The following is an 18,510-nucleotide window of genomic DNA, read 5'->3' as shown; positions in this document are numbered from 1 at the left end:
TCCGATATGCCGGGGCCCAGCCCCGACCTCTCCAGGCGCTCCCCAGCGCCCCTGCTCAGCCTCAGATGCGCGCGGCGAACCGCCTCAACGCATCGGCCATGTCGTCCGCAGCCTCCACCGCGGAAAGATGGGCCGCCGAAAGCGTGACGAGCTCGCTGCCGGCGATCGCCCGATGCAGTTCTTCGGCCCGTGCGGGCGGCGTCGAAGGATCGGTGTCGCCTGCAATGACGAGGACCGGCAGCGCGATCTCGCCGAGCCTGCCGCTGACATCCGCGCTCGCCAGCACGCCGCAGCACGCGGCATAACCAGCACCCGGCGTCGCACCGATCATCCGGGCAATGTCTTCGCTTCTCTCCGGGTTGGCTTCGCGGAAGGCCGGGGTCAGCCAGCGCTCGAGCGTCGGGGCGACGAGGGACGAGACGCCGTCACGCCGCGCGGCCGCCGCCCGGTCTTCCCACATGCTCGCGGGCGGAAAGCTCGCCGCCGTATTGGCGAGCACCAGCCCGGCGAGCCGCTCGGGCGCGTTCAGCGCGAGCCACATGCCGACCAGACCACCGAGCGACAGCCCGCAATAGACGACGCGCTCGAGCCCGAGAGCATCCATCACGGCTAGCGCGTCGCGCCCCAGGCCCTCCAGCGTCGTGCCTTCGGCAACGATCTCGGAAGCGCCGTGCCCGCGCATGTCGTAGCGGACGATCAGCCGTTCGGCCTGAAGCCGCTCGGCCACTTCGTCCCACATGCTCATATCGGCAGCGAGCGAGTTTCCGAACAGGATCGGCAGGCCCTGCCGGCTTCCCATGCTCGAGGCGGCAAGGGCATTGCCCTCGGGCCCGGCAACGGTATGGCGGGTGAGCGGCGAGATATCCATCAGCCCGCCTTCCGCTCGGCTTCGGAGGCCTCGCATTCCTTGCGCAGCGCCTTGAAGAACTGGCCGGTCAGGTGCTTGGACACCGATTTCAGGATCCGCTGGCCGACGCCGGCGACGAGGCCGCCGATCTCGCCCTCGCCCTCATAGGTGAGGAGCGACGCGCCATCCGGCTCGGGCGTTATGGTGAAGCTCGCTTTCCCCGTGCCATTCCCGAGCGAGCCCTCGCCAGAAACGGTGATGTTGCAGGTGCTGGGCGGCTGCTTTTCGGTAAGCGCCACCTTGCCCTCGAAGGTTCCGCCAACGGCCGCGACCTTGAGCTCCATCAGCACGTCGTAATGGTCGGGCGCAGTCTCGGTCATGCTCTTGCAGCCGGGAATGCAGCGCGTCAGCACGTCGGGGGAGTTCAGTGCCTCCCAGAGCCGTTCGGGGCTCGTATTGATGACTTCCTTGCCGGAAAGATCGAGTTTCATCGTGTCTCCTCCCCTTCTGCTCAGAGCCCGAGCAGGCGTCGGGCGTTGCCGCCGTCGAGCGCATTGCGCTGCGCATCATCGAGCGCCGCATCCGAAAGGATTGCCCGGGGGGTCGGATCGCCGATCGGGAAGGGCATGTCCGAGCCCATCATCACGCGCTCGGTGCCGACGCATTTGACCAGCAGGTCGAGCGCGTCCGCATCCTGGAGGATGGTGTCGAACCAGAGCTTGGCCATCGCCGCATCGGGATCGGCGAGGGTGTCGGTGTGGAGCGAGTAATTCCGGCGCAGCCGTCCGAGCACGAAGGGCAGCGCGGAGCCGCCGATGCCGATGACGATCTTGGCGTTGCCATAGCGCGTCACATGGCCCGAATAGATGATGCGCGACACCGCGATCAGCGTGTCCGTGATCCGGCCGACCGCATTGGCCATGCCGTAATCATGAACCCGGTCGTCCCCGCTTTCGAATACGGGGTGGATGAAGACGATCGAACCGAGTTCGTCTGCGGCCTGCCAGAAAGGATCGAGGCTCGGGTCGTCGAGCACGCCGCCGACGCCCTTGGGCTGGGTGCCGATCATCGTGCCCTTCATTCCTGCCGCATGGGCCTCACGCAGCACTTCGGCGGCGCGGGCGCCATCCTGAAGGGGCACCGTCGCAAGCGGAATGAACCGGTCCTGCCGGGCTGCCGCGTCGAGCAGATGCGCATTGATCAGCCGGCTCCACGCCGCCCCTTCATCGACAGGCAGCTCATAGCCGAACATGTCGAGCCATCCGCCCACGACCTGCTTGTCGATCCCTTCGCGATCCATCCAGGCGAGCCGCCCATCGATATCCGAGAGCGGCTTGCTCACCGGTCGTGTCGCCTTGCGGCCGGCAAACGAGAAGGCGAGGCTTGCGCCGTCCTCGATCATTTTGACGGACGGAAACTCGGCCTTCTTCTCCTTGAGCGCTGCAAGCAGCGAAGGGGGAACCAGATGGGCGTGGCAATCGATGATCATCGTTCTCAAATCTCTTCTTGCGTCATGGTGGGCCCGGCCTCGGCGATCGCGTCGCTGATGGCGCTGATGCGCATGGGAAGCCGGGTGAAATGGATGCCGAGCGGGCGGACCGCATCGTTGATCGCCCCCGAGATCGCCGCCGGCGAGCCCAGATAGCCGCTCTCGCCCGAGCCCTTCTGCCCTAGGACCGTCAGCGGAGAGGGCGTGCAGTGATGGACGATCTCGACGTCCGGCACCTCGTGGGACGAAGGCAGCAGATAATCCATGAAGCTCTGCGTCAGCAGCTGGCCCTCGGCGTCATAGGCGAACTCCTCGAGCAGGGCCGCCCCCAGTCCGTGGGCAATGCCTCCGAGCGTCATGCCGCGCACGATGTGCGGATTGATCACCGTGCCGCAGTCATGGCCGATGACGTAGCGCCGTATTTCGGGCTTGCCGAGCAGCGGGTCGATCGCAACGAGGATCAGGTGGAACTCGAAGGAATGACAGGGGTACATCTGCACCTTGTCGTCCTTGGGCAGTTGCACCCCGGTCGGCACCTGCATGATGTGGTCGCTCGCGAGCCCGGGATCCATGCCCTCGGGAAGCGCGTGGAACTGACGATGCGCCATGTTGACGATCGCTTCCCAGGCCATCTCGCGCCCATCGGCTGTCCGGACCGTGCCATCGACATAGTTCGCGGTCTCGATGGGCACGCCCATGGCATGGGCGGCGATGGCGACCATCTTGGCCTTCACCTTCTCGGCCGCCTTGAACGCGGCTCCACCCAGCATGATCGCCATGCGGCTGCCCACCGGAGAGTTGGAGGGCAGGCTCGACAGCGTGTCGGGCCGCACGATCCGGATGAGGTCGGGATCGATCTGCAGCACTTCCCCGACCACGGTCGCAACGAGCGTCTCGTGCCCCTGCCCCGAGGAGGTGGTGTGCACCGTCGCCGTCACCGTCCCCAGCGCATCCACCATGATGCGGCAGGAATCCATCCAGGTAGAAGTCGTGTTCTTGTCGTTGAGCAGCGGCTCGAACGAAGAATTGCCTCCGCTCGGCTCGAGGCATGCGGCGATGCCGATGCCAGCAAGCATGCCCTCGGCGCGCAGCCGGTCGCGCTCGGCGACGAGATCGTCATAGCCGGCATGGGCGAGGACCTTGTCGACGACGGTATGATAGTCCCCGCTGTCATAGGTCGAGCCCGACGGGATCAGATAGGGGAACTCGTCGTGCCGGATGAAATTGCGCCGCCGGATCTCGATCCGGTCGAGCCCGAGGGTTTCGGCCACACGGTCGATCGCCGTCTCGATGGCGTAATTGGTCGGGGCCTGCCCGAAGCCGCGCACGGCCTCCTGCACGGTCTTGTTGGTCGTGACCGAGATCGCCTGGTACTGCACGCTTTCGATCTTGTAGGGCCCGACGATCGCGCCGATCGGCTTGCCGAGCTGGAAGGGCGCCCGGCCCGCATAGGCCCCGACATTGTCGAGCGCGCGCATCTTCATCGAGCGCACGATGCCGTCCGCGTTGAACGCGACGTCCACATCGAAGATCCGCTCAGGGCCATGCGCGTCGCCCGCACGCATGTTCTCGAGCCGGTCCTCGATCAGCCGCACCGGCCGCCCGAGTGCACGGGCGAGATGCCCCACGAGCACCGAGTGCTTGATGCCGCGTTTCACCCCATAGCTGCCACCCACATCGACGTCCTGATGGACCCGGATCGAGTTGCCCGGCAGCCGCAGCGAACGCGCGATCTGGTCGGAATATTTCGGCATCTGGATCGATGCCCAGACGTCCAGCACCTCCTGCCAGGGGTCCCAGGACGCGACGACGCCGAAGGTCTCGATCGGCACGGTCGAATTGCGACCCCAGACGACGCGGAAGGACAATTGCTGGTCGGCTTCGGCGAAATGACGCTCGACCTCGCCCCACACGAAAGTCTTGTCGAGCAGCACGTTCGAGCCATGCTCAGGATGGACCGGCGTGCTCTGGGGCGTATAGGCCTCCTCCGCGTCGATCACGAAGCCGAGCTTTTCATACTCGACCTTGACGCGCTCTGCTGCGTCCTCGGCGAGCGCGCGCGTATCGGCGACAACTGCCGCAACCCACTCGCCTGCATAGCGCACCTGCCCCACCGCAAGCGGGAAGCGTCGCACCTGCGGCGTCTCGAGCCCGTTCATCAGCGGATTGACCGCCTCGACCAGCTCGGCACCCGTGAGCACCTTGTGCACGCCCGGCAAAGCGAGCGCGCGGCTGGCATCGATCGACACGATCCGCGCCGCGGGATGCTGCGCGGCGACCAGCGCCACATGCAGCATGCCGGGCAGGTCGATGTCGGCAACATAGCGGCCGCGGCCGACGACGAACCGCCGATCCTCGCGCACGCGCCGGTCGGTCGAGACGAACTTGGTCTTGCTCTCCACAGCGTTCATCGCACTGCCTCCGTACGCGAAAGCGACGGGGAAGCCGGCGCGTTCTGCCCGCGCATGCGCTCGGCGGCGAGCTGGATGGCCTCGATGATCTGGCCATAGCCGGTGCAGCGGCAGATATTCCCCGAGATCGCCTCGCGGATATCCTCCACGGTCGGGCTCGCCTCGCGCTCGAGCAGCGAGCGGGCGGCTAGGATCATGCCCGACGTGCAGAACCCGCACTGCAGCCCATGGGCCTCGCAGAAGGCGTCCTGGATCACGTCGAGTTCGCCCGCCTGCGGCGCGACGCCCTCGATCGTGGTGATTTCATAACCGTCGGCCTGCACCGCGAACATGAGGCAGGAGCGCGTGGGCTGCCCGTCGAGCAGCACCGTGCACGCTCCGCAGACGCCATGCTCGCATCCGGCATGGGTGCCCTTGAGGCCAAGTTCGTCCCGCACGCAGTCGAGCAGGGTCGTCCGCGGCTCGACATCGACCGTGACGGCCCGGCCATTGACCTTGAGTTCAACCGACATTGCGCCCTCCGCTCGATCCGGTATTGAGCGCGCCCTGCCGCGCTTCGATGATCGCCTTGGCAATGAGCGCCGCCCCGGCTCTGCGCCGGTAGGCCTCGCTCGCATGCAGGTCGCCGACGGTCTCGACATCCGCCATCGCCGCGACGGCGAAGTCACGGATCTCGGCGTCTGCTAGCCGGGTCCCGCAAAGGGCCTCGGCATCGAGTTTGAGCGGCACGTCGCCGACGCCGCCGACGCCCACGCGCAGTTCGGAGCACGCGCCATCAGCATCGAGCACGAGCTGCGCCGCCGCCGATGCGAAGGCGAAATCGCTCTTGCGGCTCGAGATTTCCTGGAAGCCCACGCCAAGACGCCCGTCCGGACGGCGCGGAAAGCGCACCTCGGTAAGGCACGCCGAAGGCGAGGCCACCGTCAGCATCGGGCCGATGAAGAAATCCTCGGCCAGCACCACCTCTTCGTCCTCGCCGTCGGCGAGCACGATCTCCGCGTCGAGCGTCACGGCGACGAGCCCGATCTCCGCCGACGGATCGGCATTGGCGATCGAGCCGCCCACGGTGCCACGGGTGCGGGTCGGCGGATGGCCGACCCAGGGCAGCGCCTTGGCGAGGAGAGGCAGGTCCTCATCGATGATGGCGCTATGCAGCGCATCGACCTGGCGCGTCGCCGAGCGGATCACCACGGCGCCGTCGACGCGCGAGATGCCGATGAGTTCGCCGATACGATGGATGTCGACCAGAACGCTGGGCCGCGCGAGCCGCATGGCCAGCATCGGGGTCAGCGTCTGCCCGCCCGCGATGATGCGCGCATCCGGTTCGGCGGCGAGCACTTCGCAGACTTCCGCGACCGAGTTCGGCCGGACATATCTGAAGGACGCAGGTTTCATCACACTTCCGACTGGGTGAACGACGGGTTGGCCACTCAGGCGAGGGGCAGTCCGGCAATGGCGGGCGTCAGCGTCGTGGCGACCTGCCGCGCGATCAGCGGCCCATCGGTCTCGGACGCAGCCTTCGCCGCCTTCCATTCGGGATCGGCCCCGAAGGAGGCCCATGCCGCCTTGGACGCCTCGGCGTTCTCGAAGCGGGTGAGATAGGTCAGCCGGTTGGTGTCCTGATCGACGAATGCGCCGACGAGCTCGATGCCATGCTTGGGAAAGCGCGGCACGACTTCAGCCTCGAAGCGCTGGCGAACCGCGTCCGCGCGCCCCTCGACATGCTCATAGACACGCAATTCGTAGATCATTGTCCCGGCCTCCTCTGAACGTTCAGGGCATTGCCCGTGGTTTTCAGGGACAATAGTGATCCAACTTGATCAATGTCAATGCGATGGCTGGGTCAATCTTGGATCAATCCATAGGTCATTGGTCTAAAGCGGAGTCCTATCGTGTCAGTTGTCTCATAATCAGCCGCGTAAATGCCCGTATTGCCTAAGGTTTGTCCCCCATGTCCGCACAAGGCGCTCGCCAGACTTGCGACAATCCAGAAATTGTCCTATTCCATGCTGCATTGCTGAAGGTGATTGCATGAAAGACTGGATCCCGGGCCGGACGGGACGCGGCGGACCGCGCTATCTCGACATCGTCAATGCCATGGAGAGCGACATCGCCTCCGGCGTTCTGCCCCCCGGCCATCGGCTCCTGCCGCACCGGGACATGGCCGAGCAGCTGGGTGTCAGCGTCGGAACCGTGTCCAAAGCCTACGCCGAAGCGATCAAGCGCGGTCTGATCGCCGGCGAAGTGGGGCGCGGCACCTTCGTTCTGCGCTCGAGCAATGCAATGGCACAGCCCAGCCAGCCCGGCGGCTGGCGCGTCAACATGGCGCTCAACGCGCCACCGGCGACCGGCGAAGATGCCGTCATCGCGGGCGCGCTCGGCGAGATCATGGCCGATCCCGGGCTTGCCGGGTTTCTGAGTTACCTGCCCCATCAGGGCCGGCAGGAACATCGCACCGCGATGAGCGCCTTCCTCAATGCCCATGGCATGCCGACGACCCCCGATTCGGTCTTCATCACCCATGGCGCCCAGCACGCCATTTCCCTGGCGCTCGGCATGCTTGCGCGATCGGGCGACACGGTGCTCGCCGAAAGCCTCACCTATTCGGGCATGCTCGCCCTTGCCGGGCAGACCGGCTACACCCTGCGCGGGGTCCTCATGGATCGCGAGGGTCTGCTGCCCGCGCAGCTTGACCGCGCATTTTCGGAAACCGGAGCACGCGTCCTCTACGCGATGCCGACGCTGCAGACCCCGACGGGCGCGGTAATGTCGGATGCGCGGCGCGCCGAAATCGTCGAGATCATCGAGCGCCATGACGCCTATCTCATCGAGGACGACGCCTATGGCTTCCTCTGCGACCCGCCGGTCGCGCCCCTCTCCTCGCGCATTCCCGAACGCAGCTTTTATGTGATGAGCTTTGCCAAATGCCTCTCGCCGGGGCTGCGCATGGGCGCAATGCACGTGCCCTCGAGCTTCCGGGACCGCTGCATCAACGCCATCCGCTCGACCGGCTGGATGGCGACGCCCATCATGGCCGAAGTGGTCACCCGCCTCATCCAGAGCGGCCGGCTCGAGGACCAGATCATCCGCAAGCGCGAAACTGCGCGGCGCCGCTGCGCCATCGCACGCCGCGTTCTCGGCCAGCGGATCATGCCGCGCACCGACATTCCCGCCTTTCACGTCTGGATGCAGATGCCGGCTGGCCGCACCACCACCGCCATGGTTACCCAGGCCGCCCAGGCCGGGGTCACCATCGCAGCGCCCCTGGCGCTCCACCCTTTCGATCCGATGAGCAACGGCATCCGCCTCTGCCTCGGCGCCCCGGGAACCGAAGCCGAGCTCGAGCATGCGCTGGGCGTGATTGCGACCATTCTCGACAATGTCGAGGCCATCTCGCTGGTCTGAAGCTATCGCGTGAGATCGGCCGGCCGGTCGACATCCCGGACGATACCGGGCGAGGTGGTCGGCACGAGCCTGAGGCGGGATCCCAGTGATCGGAGCAGCATGCGACCGCCCTCCTCGCCATCAAGCCCGCAAAGCCGATCCCTCAGCGCCCCGGCAAAAAGCACCGGGTGGCCGGGCACGCCCTCATGGACGAAGCGAACCGCATCATGCCCCGCGAGCGCCTCGGCAAGGGCGAGGTAATCTTGCGCCGCTATGTCCGGCATGTCGGCGGGGACGACGAAGATCCCCGCCCGCCCCGGCTTGAGACACGCCGCGCCCAGCCCGATCGAACGTCCCATGCCCCGCTCGGGCTCGGAATTGACGACGATCGGAAATCCGGCGGTCAGGGCCTCGCGCTGCGGCCCTTCGTCAGGCCCAGTGACCACAATCACCTCCCCTATTCCCGCCTGCCCGAGCGCATCAAGGCCATGGGCGACCAGCGGGCGCCCCTTCAGCGTCGCCATCAGCTTGTCTTCGGACCCGAAGCGGCGTGATTGTCCGGCCGCGAGCACGATTGCCGCGTAGTCGGCAAGCCTCGTCACGTCACGAGCCCGCCGCCACGCGCCCGGTCGAGAATTTCCGCCATCACCCCGATGGCCATTTCGGTCGCGCTCTTGGCCATGCGCACGGCCCCCGCGGGCGCGGTGATTCGGGCCAGAGCCTCCTCTGCGAACCCGGCTTCGGCGAGCATGGCCAGCCGGTTGCGATTGGTCGTCTGGCTGCCCATGGCGCCGATATAGAAGCCGTCGCGGTTGAGGATGTCGACGAGCAGCGGCGTCTCGCGCTCATGATCGTGCGAGAGGATCACCCAGGCCGTCCAGGGATCGGCAGGGCATGCATTAAGCGTTTCAAGAGAAGCCGGCAGTGCCGGGATACCGAGTTCGGCCGCGGCCCTTTCGGTCAGCCCGTCCGTCGCGAGCAGCGAAAAGCCGATGCCGGCAGCCCGGAGCAGCGTCGCAAGCTGGACGCTGGCAAGCCCGGCCCCGATGATGTTGACCTGCAGCGGCGGCTGATGGATGCGGGTGAAAACGCCCTCGTTCTGGCCCGCCTGTTGGGGCAGCCGATCATCCCCCCCGAACGCCCGAAGATGAGACCTGCCGCTGGCGAGATCGGTTTCCCACGCGAAGGGCACGCGGCGCGCACGCATCTCGAGGGCGCCCCGCAAGACATCGTCCGCAACCCCCTGGTCAAAATAGACGTCGATCCCCGAGCCACAGGGCAGTTTGAGATCGATATAGGGCGAGCCCTTGCCGTAACGCACGAGCACGTTGCGGCCCTCGCCCATCGCTACGACTGACTTGGCACAGAGCTCGGCCTCGAGGCACCCTCCGGTCAGATAGCCGCAGAACTGTCCCTCGGCGCTGACGGCCATCTGCGCCCCGACCGTCCGGGGGCTTTTGCCGTCGATCTCGACAATGGTCAGCAGGCAGACGCGCTGCCCCGCCGCCCGCCAGCGATCGAGCGCGAGAAGAGGTGGAAAATCGACGAGGCCGGTCTGGCCCAGGAGCTCGTACATGGCGATGGAGCCGGCATTGGGGGCTTGGCGGCGCACGGCCGTGCTTCCTGTTACACCAGCCTGCCGCCGCGCGCAGTAGGCATTTGGGCCCATGCGCAAACGAAAGCGGCGCCCGCTGGGGCGCCGCAAGGGTCGGACCGGTCCGAAAGCGTTACTGCATGCGGTAGCGCATGGTGCCGCGCACTTCGTGGATGAAGTTGTTGTCGATGTAGTAGGGCGAAAGCGCCGGGCCTTCGAGCGCGGCATCGCCATTGGTCAGCTGCGGCATGTAGATGCCGCGATAGCCGAGATCGGCAACGAGCGCACCCATGTCGTAGGTGACGCCGGCCATCACGGCGCCGGCAGCCGTCCAGCTGCCGCCATCGGGGCCGGGGTTCGGCCCGGTCGAGGAGAGATCGTTATAGGCCGCGCCGAAGCCCGCGCCGACATAGGCGCCAAAGCCGCCGGCGGCACCCGCCGAAAGCGGGAAATCGAGATAGGCGTTGGCAAGCGCCAGCGTGGAGCGAAGCGAGACCTCGTAGTCGCCATCGGTGATGCCATCGATGTGGAGACGATCGATGGTGACGTCGGCACGCAGCCCGTCGCCGGTCTCATAGCCAAAGCCGGCGCCGAAGCTGTAGCCAAAGCCGCTTTCGGTGACTTCGCTCGTCACCACCTCGAAAGGTTCACCGCAGGTGTCGGGGCAGTCACGGAAGCGGAAGTCCCTCGCCCACCAGCCATTGAGCCCGACGCTGCCGCGCAGGTAGAACGACCCGCCAAGCCCGTAATCGACGTCCGGAACGTCGTATTCGGGTTCGGGATAGAAAAGATCGGCCGCCGATACCGGCATCACGCTCAAAGCGACCGCCGCGGCAAGCGCCGCCCCCAGAAGTTTACGCATCATACAAGTCCCCGTTGTTCCAGACCGACCCCAGTCGATTGGGCCAATGATGCGCGAAACTCCTTAAAGCCCGCTTAACCTAAAGATTTAACCCTAATGGCGCCCTAAACGGACAGCTGGTGACAATACGAAGGGCGCCCCTTGCGAAGCGCCCCCGGCATTTCCGATCCCGTCTTTCAGGCGACGTCGCGGATGGCTTTGGTGATGTCGCTGACGACTGAAGAAACAAGTGCCGCGTCGTCGCTCTCGGCCATGACCCGGATGACCGGCTCGGTCCCCGATTCGCGGATGACCAGCCGCCCGCCATCGCCGAGCCGGGCCCGACCCTCGGCGATCACCTGCACCACCAGCTTGTGGTCGAGCGGCTTGCCCTGCTTGTAGCGTACGCTCTGGAGCAGCTGCGGCACCTTCTCGAAGCGCCGACAGATCTCGGATACCGGCCGATCCTCTTCCTTGAGCACGGCGAGCAGCTGCAGCGCCGCCACGAGCCCGTCGCCGGTGGTCGTGAAATCGGAAAGGATGATGTGCCCCGATTGCTCGCCGCCGACGTTGAAGCCCTTGGCACGCATCGCTTCTAGCACATACCGGTCCCCGACCTGGGTGCGCTCGAGATTGAGGCCCATCGAGGTCAGATAGCGCTCGAGCCCGAGGTTCGACATCACGGTCGCGACGATCCCGCCGCCCAGCAATTGCCCGCGCTTCATCCAGGACTGGGCGATCACCGCCATGAACTGGTCGCCGTCGACCACATTGCCCTTCTCGTCCACGATGATGACGCGGTCCGCATCGCCATCGAGTGCGATACCGACATCGGCGCGCAACTCCCGGACCTTGGCCGCGACCGCGTCGGGCGCGGTCGAACCTACCTTGTCGTTGATGTTGAAGCCGTCAGGCTCGACCCCGATGGTGAAGACCTCCGCGCCAAGCTCCCAGAGGGCGAGCGGGGCCACCTTGTAGGCCGCGCCATTGGCGCAATCGAGCACGACGCGAAGACCTGCCAGATCGGCATTCCGCGGCAGGGTGCGCTTGGCATATTCGATATAGCGGGTGCGCGCTTCCTCATCGCGATAAGCCCGGCCGATCTGCCGGCCCTGGGCAAGGCGGTTCGACAGGTCGGTCCCCACCAGCTTCTCGATATCGGCCTCGACACTATCGGAGAGCTTGTAGCCATCGGGCCGGAAAAGCTTGATCCCGTTGTCATCGAAGGGGTTGTGCGAAGCGGAGATCATCACACCGAGATCCGCGCGCAGCGACCGCGTCAACATCGCCACCGCCGGCGTCGGCATCGGCCCAAGAAGAAAGACGTCCATACCAACGGCGGTAAAGCCCGCGGTGAGCGCGCTTTCGAGCATATAGCCCGAGCGCCGCGTGTCCTTCCCGATCACCACACGGTGCCGGTAATTGCCGCGCTGGAAGGCGAGCCCCGTCGCCATGCCGACCTTGAGCGCCAGTTCCGGCGTCAGCTTCTCGCCATTGGCAAGTCCCCGGATCCCGTCGGTTCCGAAATATTTCCGCGCCATGGATGTCCCCGATGCTCGTTCACAGATCCGCGATACTGCCACATCGGGGCTAAAAAACGGTGAGCGTCGTCAGATACGAAAAGGCCGCCCCGAAGGGCGGCCCTGGTCGTTTCGATGATCTCAGCTCTCCGGCTGCGGCTCGAGCCCGGTATCGGGCGCGTCCCCGGAGCGCTTGCGCGGCGCCTTGCCGGCACTCGGCACGCCGGTGCCCTTGGGCGCGGCGTCCGCCTCGGTCTCGCGAACCGGCGTCTTGCCGTCCATGAGGCCCCGGATCTCGTCGCCGGTCAGGGTCTCGTATTCGATGAGCGCCTGGGCGATCCGGTGCAGATCATCGATGTTCTCGCGGATCACCGTCTGCGCGGTCTGGTAGCCCTCTTCGACAAAGCGCTTCACCTCGGCATCGACCAGCTTCTGGGTTTCATCCGAGAGATTGGTGTTGCGCTGCATCATCGAGCGCCCGAGAAACACCTCGTCCTGCGCATCGCCATAAAGCAGCGGCCCAAGCCGATCGGACATGCCGAACTCGGTCGCCATGGCCCGAGCCAGGCCCGTTGCCATCTTGATGTCCGCCGAAGCACCGGAGGTCACCTTGTCATAGCCGAAGATCTCCTCTTCGGCCACGCGGCCACCCATGGCGACGGCAAGGTCGGCAAAGCACTTCCGCCGCGTCAGCGAAACCGCATCCCGCTCGGGCAGGCGCATGACCATGCCGAGCGCACGTCCGCGCGGAATGATGGTGGCCTTATGGATCGGGTCGGAGGCGTCCATCTTGATCGCGAGCAGCGCATGGCCGGCCTCGTGATAGGCGGTGAGCTTCTTGTCCTCTTCGGTGAGCGACAGCGTGCGCCGCTCGGCACCCATCATCAGCTTGTCCTTGGCGTCCTCGAACTCCGCCATGGTCACGAAGCGCTTGTTGCGCCGCGCCGCCAGAAGCGCGCCCTCGTTGACGAGGTTCATGAGGTCCGCGCCCGAAAAGCCCGGTGTGCCGCGTGCCAGAACCTTGAGGTCGACGTCGGGCGCCAGCGGCACCTTGCGGATATGCACTTTGAGGATGCGCTCGCGGCCCATGACGTCGGGATTGGGGACGACGACTTGGCGGTCGAAGCGGCCCGGACGCAGCAGCGCCGGATCGAGCACGTCGGGACGGTTGGTCGCGGCGATGAGGATGATCCCCTCATTGGCCTCGAAGCCATCCATCTCCACGAGCAGCTGGTTCAGCGTCTGCTCGCGCTCGTCATTGCCGCCACCCAGACCCGCACCACGATGCCGGCCGACGGCGTCAATTTCGTCGATGAAGATGATGCAAGGGGCATTTTTCTTCGCCTGCTCGAACATGTCGCGCACGCGGCTCGCGCCGACGCCGACGAACATCTCGACGAAGTCAGAGCCCGAAATGGTGAAGAACGGAACATTGGCCTCGCCCGCGACAGACCGCGCGAGCAGCGTCTTGCCGGTGCCCGGAGGGCCGACGAGAAGCACGCCACGCGGGATGCGCCCGCCGAGCCGCTGGAACTTGCCGGGGTCACGCAGGAATTCCACGATCTCCTCGAGATCCTGCTTGGCCTCGTCGACGCCCGCTACGTCCTCGAAGGTTACCTTGCCGTGCGTTTCGGTCAGGAGCTTCGCACGCGACTTGCCAAAGCCCATCGCGCCGCCGCGGCCCCCGCCCTGCATCTGGCGAATGAAGAAGAACCAGACGCCGATGATGACGAGGAAGGGCAGCCAGCTCGAAAGCAGGATCGACCAGAAGGGGCTCGATTCGGGCGCACGCGCCGTGATCGAGATGCCGCGCTCCTCGAGGCGATTGACGATGTCGGCGCCCTGGGGCAGCACGGTCTCGAAACGCGTGCCGTCATTGAGCGTGCCGGTAACGACGTTCTCGGTGATGGTGACGCTGGTCACGCGCCCCGCATCGACATCGGAAACGAACTGGCTGTAGCTCTTGTCGGCGACTGAGATGGACCGGGTGGACGACTGGAACACCTGGAACAGGCCCATGAGCATGAACAGCACGACCAGCCAGATGGCGAAATTGCGAAAATTGACGTTCATCAATCCTGTCCTGGAAGGCGGCGCGAAGGAGAACGCCGGTTTGGCGGGAATGTAAGGCCGGCTTTGAGGCGTTACAAGGGCAACGCCCTGCGACCCGACCGCACCCTTAACGGCTTTGGACGCGCTCGGGTCGGAGCCGGCCGGCTTCTCTCGCTACGTGGATGCGCCCCTTCCGGATCGCGATACGACATCCGTGAAGGGTCACCGCCGGAAAGTCGCCCTCGTCCTGCAGTTTCGTCGCCAGCCGTTCGACCGGCGCGAGAAGCCGGACTTTGTGCGGGTCGCCGAGTTCGGCGAGCATTGCCCCGAGCAGACGGACCGCAATCGCGCGCGGCAGAGCCGCATACGAGTCCCGTGCGATGGAAAGCCCGGCTTCCTCCCGCGCCACATGCGCCTTGAAGGCCTCCTCGGCGCAGTGGCGGAGCGCAAGATCGGCTTCCCCGGCCCGACGGGAGAACCGCGCCAGCGTCCCCGGATCGAGCCCGAGGGCTGAAAGCGCAGGCATCGCCTCGCGCCACCGCACGCGCTCAAAGCGCGTGTCCGCGTTCGAAGGATCCTCGAATGGCGTAAAGCCCGCCGCGTCCACCACCGCCCGCAGCCGCTCCCGCGGCACCCCCAGCAGCGGCCGGACGACCTGGACGTCCTCTACCACCGTAAGCGCGTCCATGCCGCGGAGCCCTTCGAGCCCGCTGCCATGGGCGAGCCGCATCAGCACCGTTTCTGCCTGGTCCTCGAGATGATGCCCGGTCGCGAGCCAAGTGACGCCATCGGCCTTCATCGCCGCGCCGATCAGCCGGTAGCGCGCGCGCCGCGCCGCCGCCTGTATGCCGCTGGAGGGTTTCGGCTCATCCCACCGCAGAGCCCTTGCGGAAAGACCAAGACGGGCGGCCATTTCGCACACCGCCCGCACCTCGCCCGCAGCTTCCGCGCGAAGGCCGTGATCGACCGAGTAGACGACGAGCCGCGGCCCATCGGGCTGCGCATCCGCCCAGCGCTGCGCAAGGATCATCAGCGCGAGGCTGTCGGCCCCGCCCGACACGGCGAGGCCGATGCAGCGTTCGGTCTCGAGCGCCGAAAAATCGGGCTCGACGCTCTCTAGAGCGGGCACTGCGCGCGCGCCTGCTCCTGGGCCAGCCGCGTCTGGAATGCCGGCGACAGGGCGCTGAAGCGCCGCGGCACTTCGGCGAGCGTGCGGCAGGCCGCCTCGTTCTCGCCCGCACCGATCAGCGCCACGCCCAGCTTGAGCAGCAGATCGGGCGCGCGAGGGGTGTCCTGATAATTCTGGAACCCGGTCAACAGCACGTCGGCCGCCTCCCCATAGGCCTGGCGGGCAAGCAGGGCCTCGCCGAGCCAGTTGGTGGCGTCGGGCGCCTGCGGATCGCGGGGATAGAGCGCCACGAACTGCCGGAACTGCTCCTCGGCGAAATCGTAATCGCCGCGCACGATCGCGTCATAGCCTGCCTGATACTGCGCGTCGGCATCGGGATCCGACGCACCGCCTTCGCGAAGCGTCAGATCGAGCGGGCCCGGACCGAAGGCATCGAGCGCCCCCTCGGTCATCACGCCCAGCGGCCGCTCCGGACCACCGTTGAGCATCGGGTCGCGCGATTCGCCCAGATCATCTTCGATCGGTCCACCGCCCGGCCCGTCGAAATTGGGATCGAACTCCATCTCCCCGGGGAGCGGCAGCACGCCCTCCTCGGGGATATCGAGCGTGGTTTCGCCATTTTGGTCCTGCGGCAACGCCCCGGACGGCATCGCGCCGCCGGACTGGGTTGCCGCCTCAGTTTTTCCCGCCGCACCGCCTTCCAGCTGCTGGAAGCGGAACTCGTTGTCTTCGGTCTGGCGCTCGATCAGCGTCTGCATCTGCGTCAGCTGGAATTGCAGCCCGTCGATCTGGCCGGTGAGATTGCGGATCTGCTCTTCGAGCTGCTGGATCCGGAGCGCGAGCTGGGCGGCCTCGGCGCTCTGGGCCACATGAATGCGCGGCGCGGCCGCAGCGGCCGGAGCCTCGCCAAAGGGCGACTGGCCGGTCGCGGCCATCGCGCCTGTGCTCATCATGAGCATGGCGGCCAGCGCCAGCACGGGCCCGCTCTTGCGGATGGGAATTGGGGGATGGGTCACTTGGGGTCTCCGTCAACCACGAACGCCGGCCACAGTAAAATCGGCCGGTTCTCATTAGGAAGTAAATTTGGTGAAAACAAAGCGCCGGCGACCATTTGCAGGGTCGCCGGCGCCTTATGCCTCCAGTATCCGAAGCGCTGCAGGGCTGCCGCGCTTCGCATCGGGTCCGGGGCCCCCGCCCCGGCTTGACCTTACTGGACCACGGTCACCGCGCGCCGGTTCTGCGACCAGCACGAGATGTCGTTACAGATGGCCACCGGGCGCTCCTTGCCGAAGGACTGCGAGGTGATCCGGTTGGCCTGGACCCCGCGCGAGACAAGGTAATTCACCACCACCGAGGCGCGGCGTGCACCCAGGGCGATGTTGTATTCGCGCGTGCCGCGCTCGTCGGCATGGCCTTCGATGAGGATGCGGTAATTGGTGTACTGGTTGAGCCAGGCGGCCTGCTTGTTCAGCGTGTCCTGCGCCGTCGCGGTGAGCGAGGACGAGTCGGTCTCGAAGAACACGCGGTCGCCGACGGAGACCAGGAACTCCTGCTGGCTGCCGGGTGCACCGCCACCGGGGCCGAGATTGCCGACGCCGGTCGCCGGCGTACGCGAACAGGCCGCCACGGCGACGACGAGGACGATCAGCGCGAGCCCGCGCAGAAAGCCGAAGATTGGCGTCAGGGAACGCATCAGGATCTTTCTCCCAAGGAACTAAATCTAAGGATGTTTTTACCGCGCGTTACCTTAAGGCCGCGTTGTCCAGCACGGTTAATTATTCGCAACTCTGGCCCAAATGTGGCTGGAATCCGGGTGGTTCGGCGCTGTTGCACTTTGGCAACTCCGCCAATCGGCCTCTGGCCATGGTAAAGATCGGGCGGGCGGACGGGCCTCTTGCCCGCCCGTCACGCCCTGCCGATCAGGTCCGCAGCGGCGACCATGCCGGATCGGACGCGAAGCTCTCGGTGGGAATGCGCTGCTCGTTGCGGCCCCAGATATCGACCGAATGAAGCTGCGGCCCGGCATCCCCGCCCGGATCGCGGAAGAACATGATGACACGGCCATTGGGTGCCCAGGTCGGCCCCTCCGCGTGGAAGCTCGAAACCAGCACGCGCTCGCCCGACCCGTCCGGCTTCATGATGCCGATCTGGAACTGCCCGCCCGACATGCGGGTGAACGCGATGTTGTCGCCCTTGGGTGACCAGACCGGCGTCGAATAGCTCCCCTGCCCATAGCTGATGCGCTGCGCGCCGCCGCCGCTGGCACTCATCACATAAAGCTGCGGATTGCCGCCGCGGTCCGATTCAAAGACGATCCGGCTGCCATCGGGCGAATAGGAGGGACCGGTGTCGATCGCCGCCCCGCTCGTCAGCTGGGCCGGCTGGCTCGCTCCGATCGGCAGCGCATAGATGTTGGTCGAACCGCCCTGTTCCACCGAGAAGGCCACCGTGCGGCCATCCGGGGAGAAACGGGGCGCAAAGCTCATCTGGCCGAAGCTGCCAAGCCGCTGCTGGTTGCCCGAGGCGAGGTCCAGCAGATAGACCTGCGGATTGCCGCTCTCGTAGTTGAGATAAGTGAGCTGCTGGCTCGTCGGGGAGAAGCGCGGCGTCAGAACGAGGCTCCGGCCCGAGGTGATGTACTGCACGTTCGCGCCGTCCTGGTCCATGATGGCGAGGCGCTTGGTGCGGTTGGCCTTGGGGCCGGTTTCCGAGACATAGACGACGCGGCTGTCGAAATACCCGGTCTCGCCGGCCAGCGCTTCGTAGATCGCGTCCGAAATGATGTGCGCGACGCGCCGGTAGGCCTGCGCATCGGTGCCATAGGAGCGACCGACCACCTGCAGGGCCTGCTGGGTGTCCCACACCCTTACCGAGGACTGGATCTGCGCCCCACGCTCCACCTGCCCCATCACCAGCGCATCGATATTGGCGGCGCGATAAGTCGCAAAATCGGGCGTCGACTGGACGTCACCGACGCGGCTGGGCAGGCTCGCCGGATCGAGCGGCACGAAAAGACCCGAGCGGCGCAGATTGTTGCGCACGATGTCCGCGATCTCGGCCCCGAACGCCGGATCGGCGGAGGCGAAGTCGGGAATGGCGATCGGGAGCGGCTGGAAGTTCGCGCCCTCCACGATGATCTGCAATTGCGCCAGGGCCTGGCTGCCGGTCGCGAGCAGCGCCGAACCGGCCAGACCCAGTTTGAGCGCGTTTCTGCGCGTAAGCAGGTTCATGGTCACTCTCCAT

At 66.2% G+C, this 18,510-nt stretch carries 17 protein-coding genes; 1 reads left to right on the top strand and 16 read right to left on the bottom strand.

Features of this window, described 5'->3' with window-relative positions:
- Nucleotides 1-61 precede the first annotated feature (61 nt).
- The 7 genes from pcaD to EMQ25_RS01530 are packed head-to-tail and all read right to left on the bottom strand — an operon-like array spanning nt 62 to nt 6,498.
- Entirely contained in the window at nt 62-868 is an 807-nt protein-coding gene (pcaD, locus tag EMQ25_RS01560; RefSeq protein ID WP_158625911.1) for a 3-oxoadipate enol-lactonase, read from the bottom strand.
- A complete protein-coding gene (locus EMQ25_RS01555; protein WP_127186794.1) occupies nt 868-1,338 on the bottom strand; it encodes an SRPBCC family protein in 471 nt (156 codons plus the stop codon). The genes pcaD and EMQ25_RS01555 overlap by 1 nt, the downstream gene beginning before the upstream one ends.
- Nucleotides 1,339-1,358: 20 nt before the next feature.
- Nucleotides 1,359-2,336: an amidohydrolase family protein gene (locus EMQ25_RS01550; RefSeq protein WP_127186793.1), complete on the bottom strand. Its 978-nt coding sequence runs from the start codon at nt 2,334-2,336 to the stop codon at nt 1,359-1,361.
- 5 nt (nt 2,337-2,341) lie between these two features.
- Nucleotides 2,342-4,747, bottom strand: a complete 2,406-nt coding sequence (locus EMQ25_RS01545) for a xanthine dehydrogenase family protein molybdopterin-binding subunit (protein ID WP_127186792.1) — start codon at nt 4,745-4,747, stop codon at nt 2,342-2,344.
- Nucleotides 4,744-5,259, bottom strand: a complete 516-nt coding sequence (locus tag EMQ25_RS01540; RefSeq protein ID WP_127186791.1) for a (2Fe-2S)-binding protein — start codon at nt 5,257-5,259, stop codon at nt 4,744-4,746. Before EMQ25_RS01540 ends, EMQ25_RS01545 begins: the two co-directional genes overlap by 4 nt.
- Nucleotides 5,249-6,142 (bottom strand): FAD binding domain-containing protein, encoded by an 894-nt coding sequence (locus EMQ25_RS01535; protein WP_158625910.1) that lies wholly within the window; start codon nt 6,140-6,142, stop codon nt 5,249-5,251. Before EMQ25_RS01535 ends, EMQ25_RS01540 begins: the two co-directional genes overlap by 11 nt.
- Before the next feature lie 35 nt (nt 6,143-6,177).
- A complete protein-coding gene (locus EMQ25_RS01530) occupies nt 6,178-6,498 on the bottom strand; it encodes an NIPSNAP family protein (RefSeq protein WP_127186789.1) in 321 nt (106 codons plus the stop codon).
- A gap of 280 nt (nt 6,499-6,778) precedes the next feature.
- Here EMQ25_RS01530 and EMQ25_RS01525 point away from each other — a divergent pair, with 280 nt between their 5' ends.
- Nucleotides 6,779-8,152 carry an aminotransferase-like domain-containing protein gene (locus tag EMQ25_RS01525; protein ID WP_127186788.1) on the top strand — a complete coding sequence of 458 codons (1,374 nt, stop codon included), beginning with the start codon at nt 6,779-6,781 and terminating at the stop codon, nt 8,150-8,152.
- A gap of 2 nt (nt 8,153-8,154) precedes the next feature.
- Here EMQ25_RS01525 and EMQ25_RS01520 read toward each other — a convergent pair whose 3' ends face one another.
- The 9 genes from EMQ25_RS01520 to tolB all read right to left on the bottom strand — a co-directional run bounded on the left by EMQ25_RS01520 (nt 8,155) and on the right by tolB (nt 18,497).
- Nucleotides 8,155-8,733 carry a nucleotidyltransferase family protein gene (locus tag EMQ25_RS01520; protein WP_127186787.1) on the bottom strand — a complete coding sequence of 193 codons (579 nt, stop codon included), beginning with the start codon at nt 8,731-8,733 and terminating at the stop codon, nt 8,155-8,157.
- Nucleotides 8,730-9,743 (bottom strand): XdhC family protein, encoded by a 1,014-nt coding sequence (locus EMQ25_RS01515; RefSeq protein WP_158625909.1) that lies wholly within the window; start codon nt 9,741-9,743, stop codon nt 8,730-8,732. Before EMQ25_RS01515 ends, EMQ25_RS01520 begins: the two co-directional genes overlap by 4 nt.
- A 115-nt stretch (nt 9,744-9,858) precedes the next feature.
- Nucleotides 9,859-10,590 (bottom strand): hypothetical protein, encoded by a 732-nt coding sequence (locus EMQ25_RS01510; RefSeq protein WP_127186785.1) that lies wholly within the window; start codon nt 10,588-10,590, stop codon nt 9,859-9,861.
- Between the two features lie 173 nt (nt 10,591-10,763).
- Nucleotides 10,764-12,107, bottom strand: coding sequence for a phosphoglucosamine mutase (glmM, locus tag EMQ25_RS01505; protein ID WP_127186784.1), 1,344 nt, complete (start codon nt 12,105-12,107; stop codon nt 10,764-10,766).
- A 120-nt stretch (nt 12,108-12,227) separates the two neighbouring features.
- Nucleotides 12,228-14,159: an ATP-dependent zinc metalloprotease FtsH gene (ftsH, locus tag EMQ25_RS01500; protein WP_127186783.1), complete on the bottom strand. Its 1,932-nt coding sequence runs from the start codon at nt 14,157-14,159 to the stop codon at nt 12,228-12,230.
- Nucleotides 14,160-14,265: 106 nt separating this feature from the next.
- The gene (gene tilS, locus EMQ25_RS01495) at nt 14,266-15,267 is read right to left on the bottom strand and encodes a tRNA lysidine(34) synthetase TilS (protein WP_127186782.1); all 1,002 of its coding nucleotides are present in this window, start codon (nt 15,265-15,267) and stop codon (nt 14,266-14,268) included.
- Entirely contained in the window at nt 15,255-16,283 is a 1,029-nt protein-coding gene (ybgF, locus tag EMQ25_RS01490; RefSeq protein WP_127186781.1) for a tol-pal system protein YbgF, read from the bottom strand. Before ybgF ends, tilS begins: the two co-directional genes overlap by 13 nt.
- 191 nt (nt 16,284-16,474) lie before the next feature.
- Complete coding sequence (pal, locus tag EMQ25_RS01485) at nt 16,475-16,960, bottom strand: peptidoglycan-associated lipoprotein Pal (protein WP_127186780.1); 486 nt, start codon at nt 16,958-16,960, stop codon at nt 16,475-16,477.
- A gap of 226 nt (nt 16,961-17,186) precedes the next feature.
- A complete protein-coding gene (gene tolB / locus EMQ25_RS01480; protein WP_127186779.1) occupies nt 17,187-18,497 on the bottom strand; it encodes a Tol-Pal system beta propeller repeat protein TolB in 1,311 nt (436 codons plus the stop codon).
- Nucleotides 18,498-18,510: the final 13 nt, after the last annotated feature.

This window comes from Arsenicitalea aurantiaca, from assembly GCF_003994485.1.
Taxonomy (GTDB): Bacteria; Pseudomonadota; Alphaproteobacteria; order Rhizobiales; family Devosiaceae; genus Arsenicitalea; species Arsenicitalea aurantiaca.
Note: the sequence above shows the minus strand (reverse complement) of the source record. Positions and strands in the feature narration are given on the sequence as shown.

Coding starts and splice junctions, on each gene's coding strand:
- pal (WP_127186780.1), bottom strand. CDS start 16,960: ATGCGTTCCCTGACGCCAATCTTCGGCTTTCTGCGCGGGCTCGCGCTG.
- EMQ25_RS01510 (WP_127186785.1), bottom strand. CDS start 10,590: ATGATGCGTAAACTTCTGGGGGCGGCGCTTGCCGCGGCGGTCGCTTTG.
- EMQ25_RS01535 (WP_158625910.1), bottom strand. CDS start 6,142: ATGAAACCTGCGTCCTTCAGATATGTCCGGCCGAACTCGGTCGCGGAA.
- EMQ25_RS01550 (WP_127186793.1), bottom strand. CDS start 2,336: ATGATCATCGATTGCCACGCCCATCTGGTTCCCCCTTCGCTGCTTGCA.
- tolB (WP_127186779.1), bottom strand. CDS start 18,497: ATGAACCTGCTTACGCGCAGAAACGCGCTCAAACTGGGTCTGGCCGGT.
- EMQ25_RS01530 (WP_127186789.1), bottom strand. CDS start 6,498: ATGATCTACGAATTGCGTGTCTATGAGCATGTCGAGGGGCGCGCGGAC.
- EMQ25_RS01545 (WP_127186792.1), bottom strand. CDS start 4,747: ATGAACGCTGTGGAGAGCAAGACCAAGTTCGTCTCGACCGACCGGCGC.
- ftsH (WP_127186783.1), bottom strand. CDS start 14,159: ATGAACGTCAATTTTCGCAATTTCGCCATCTGGCTGGTCGTGCTGTTC.
- pcaD (WP_158625911.1), bottom strand. CDS start 868: ATGGATATCTCGCCGCTCACCCGCCATACCGTTGCCGGGCCCGAGGGC.
- EMQ25_RS01525 (WP_127186788.1), top strand. CDS start 6,779: ATGAAAGACTGGATCCCGGGCCGGACGGGACGCGGCGGACCGCGCTAT.
- EMQ25_RS01555 (WP_127186794.1), bottom strand. CDS start 1,338: ATGAAACTCGATCTTTCCGGCAAGGAAGTCATCAATACGAGCCCCGAA.
- EMQ25_RS01540 (WP_127186791.1), bottom strand. CDS start 5,259: ATGTCGGTTGAACTCAAGGTCAATGGCCGGGCCGTCACGGTCGATGTC.
- glmM (WP_127186784.1), bottom strand. CDS start 12,107: ATGGCGCGGAAATATTTCGGAACCGACGGGATCCGGGGACTTGCCAAT.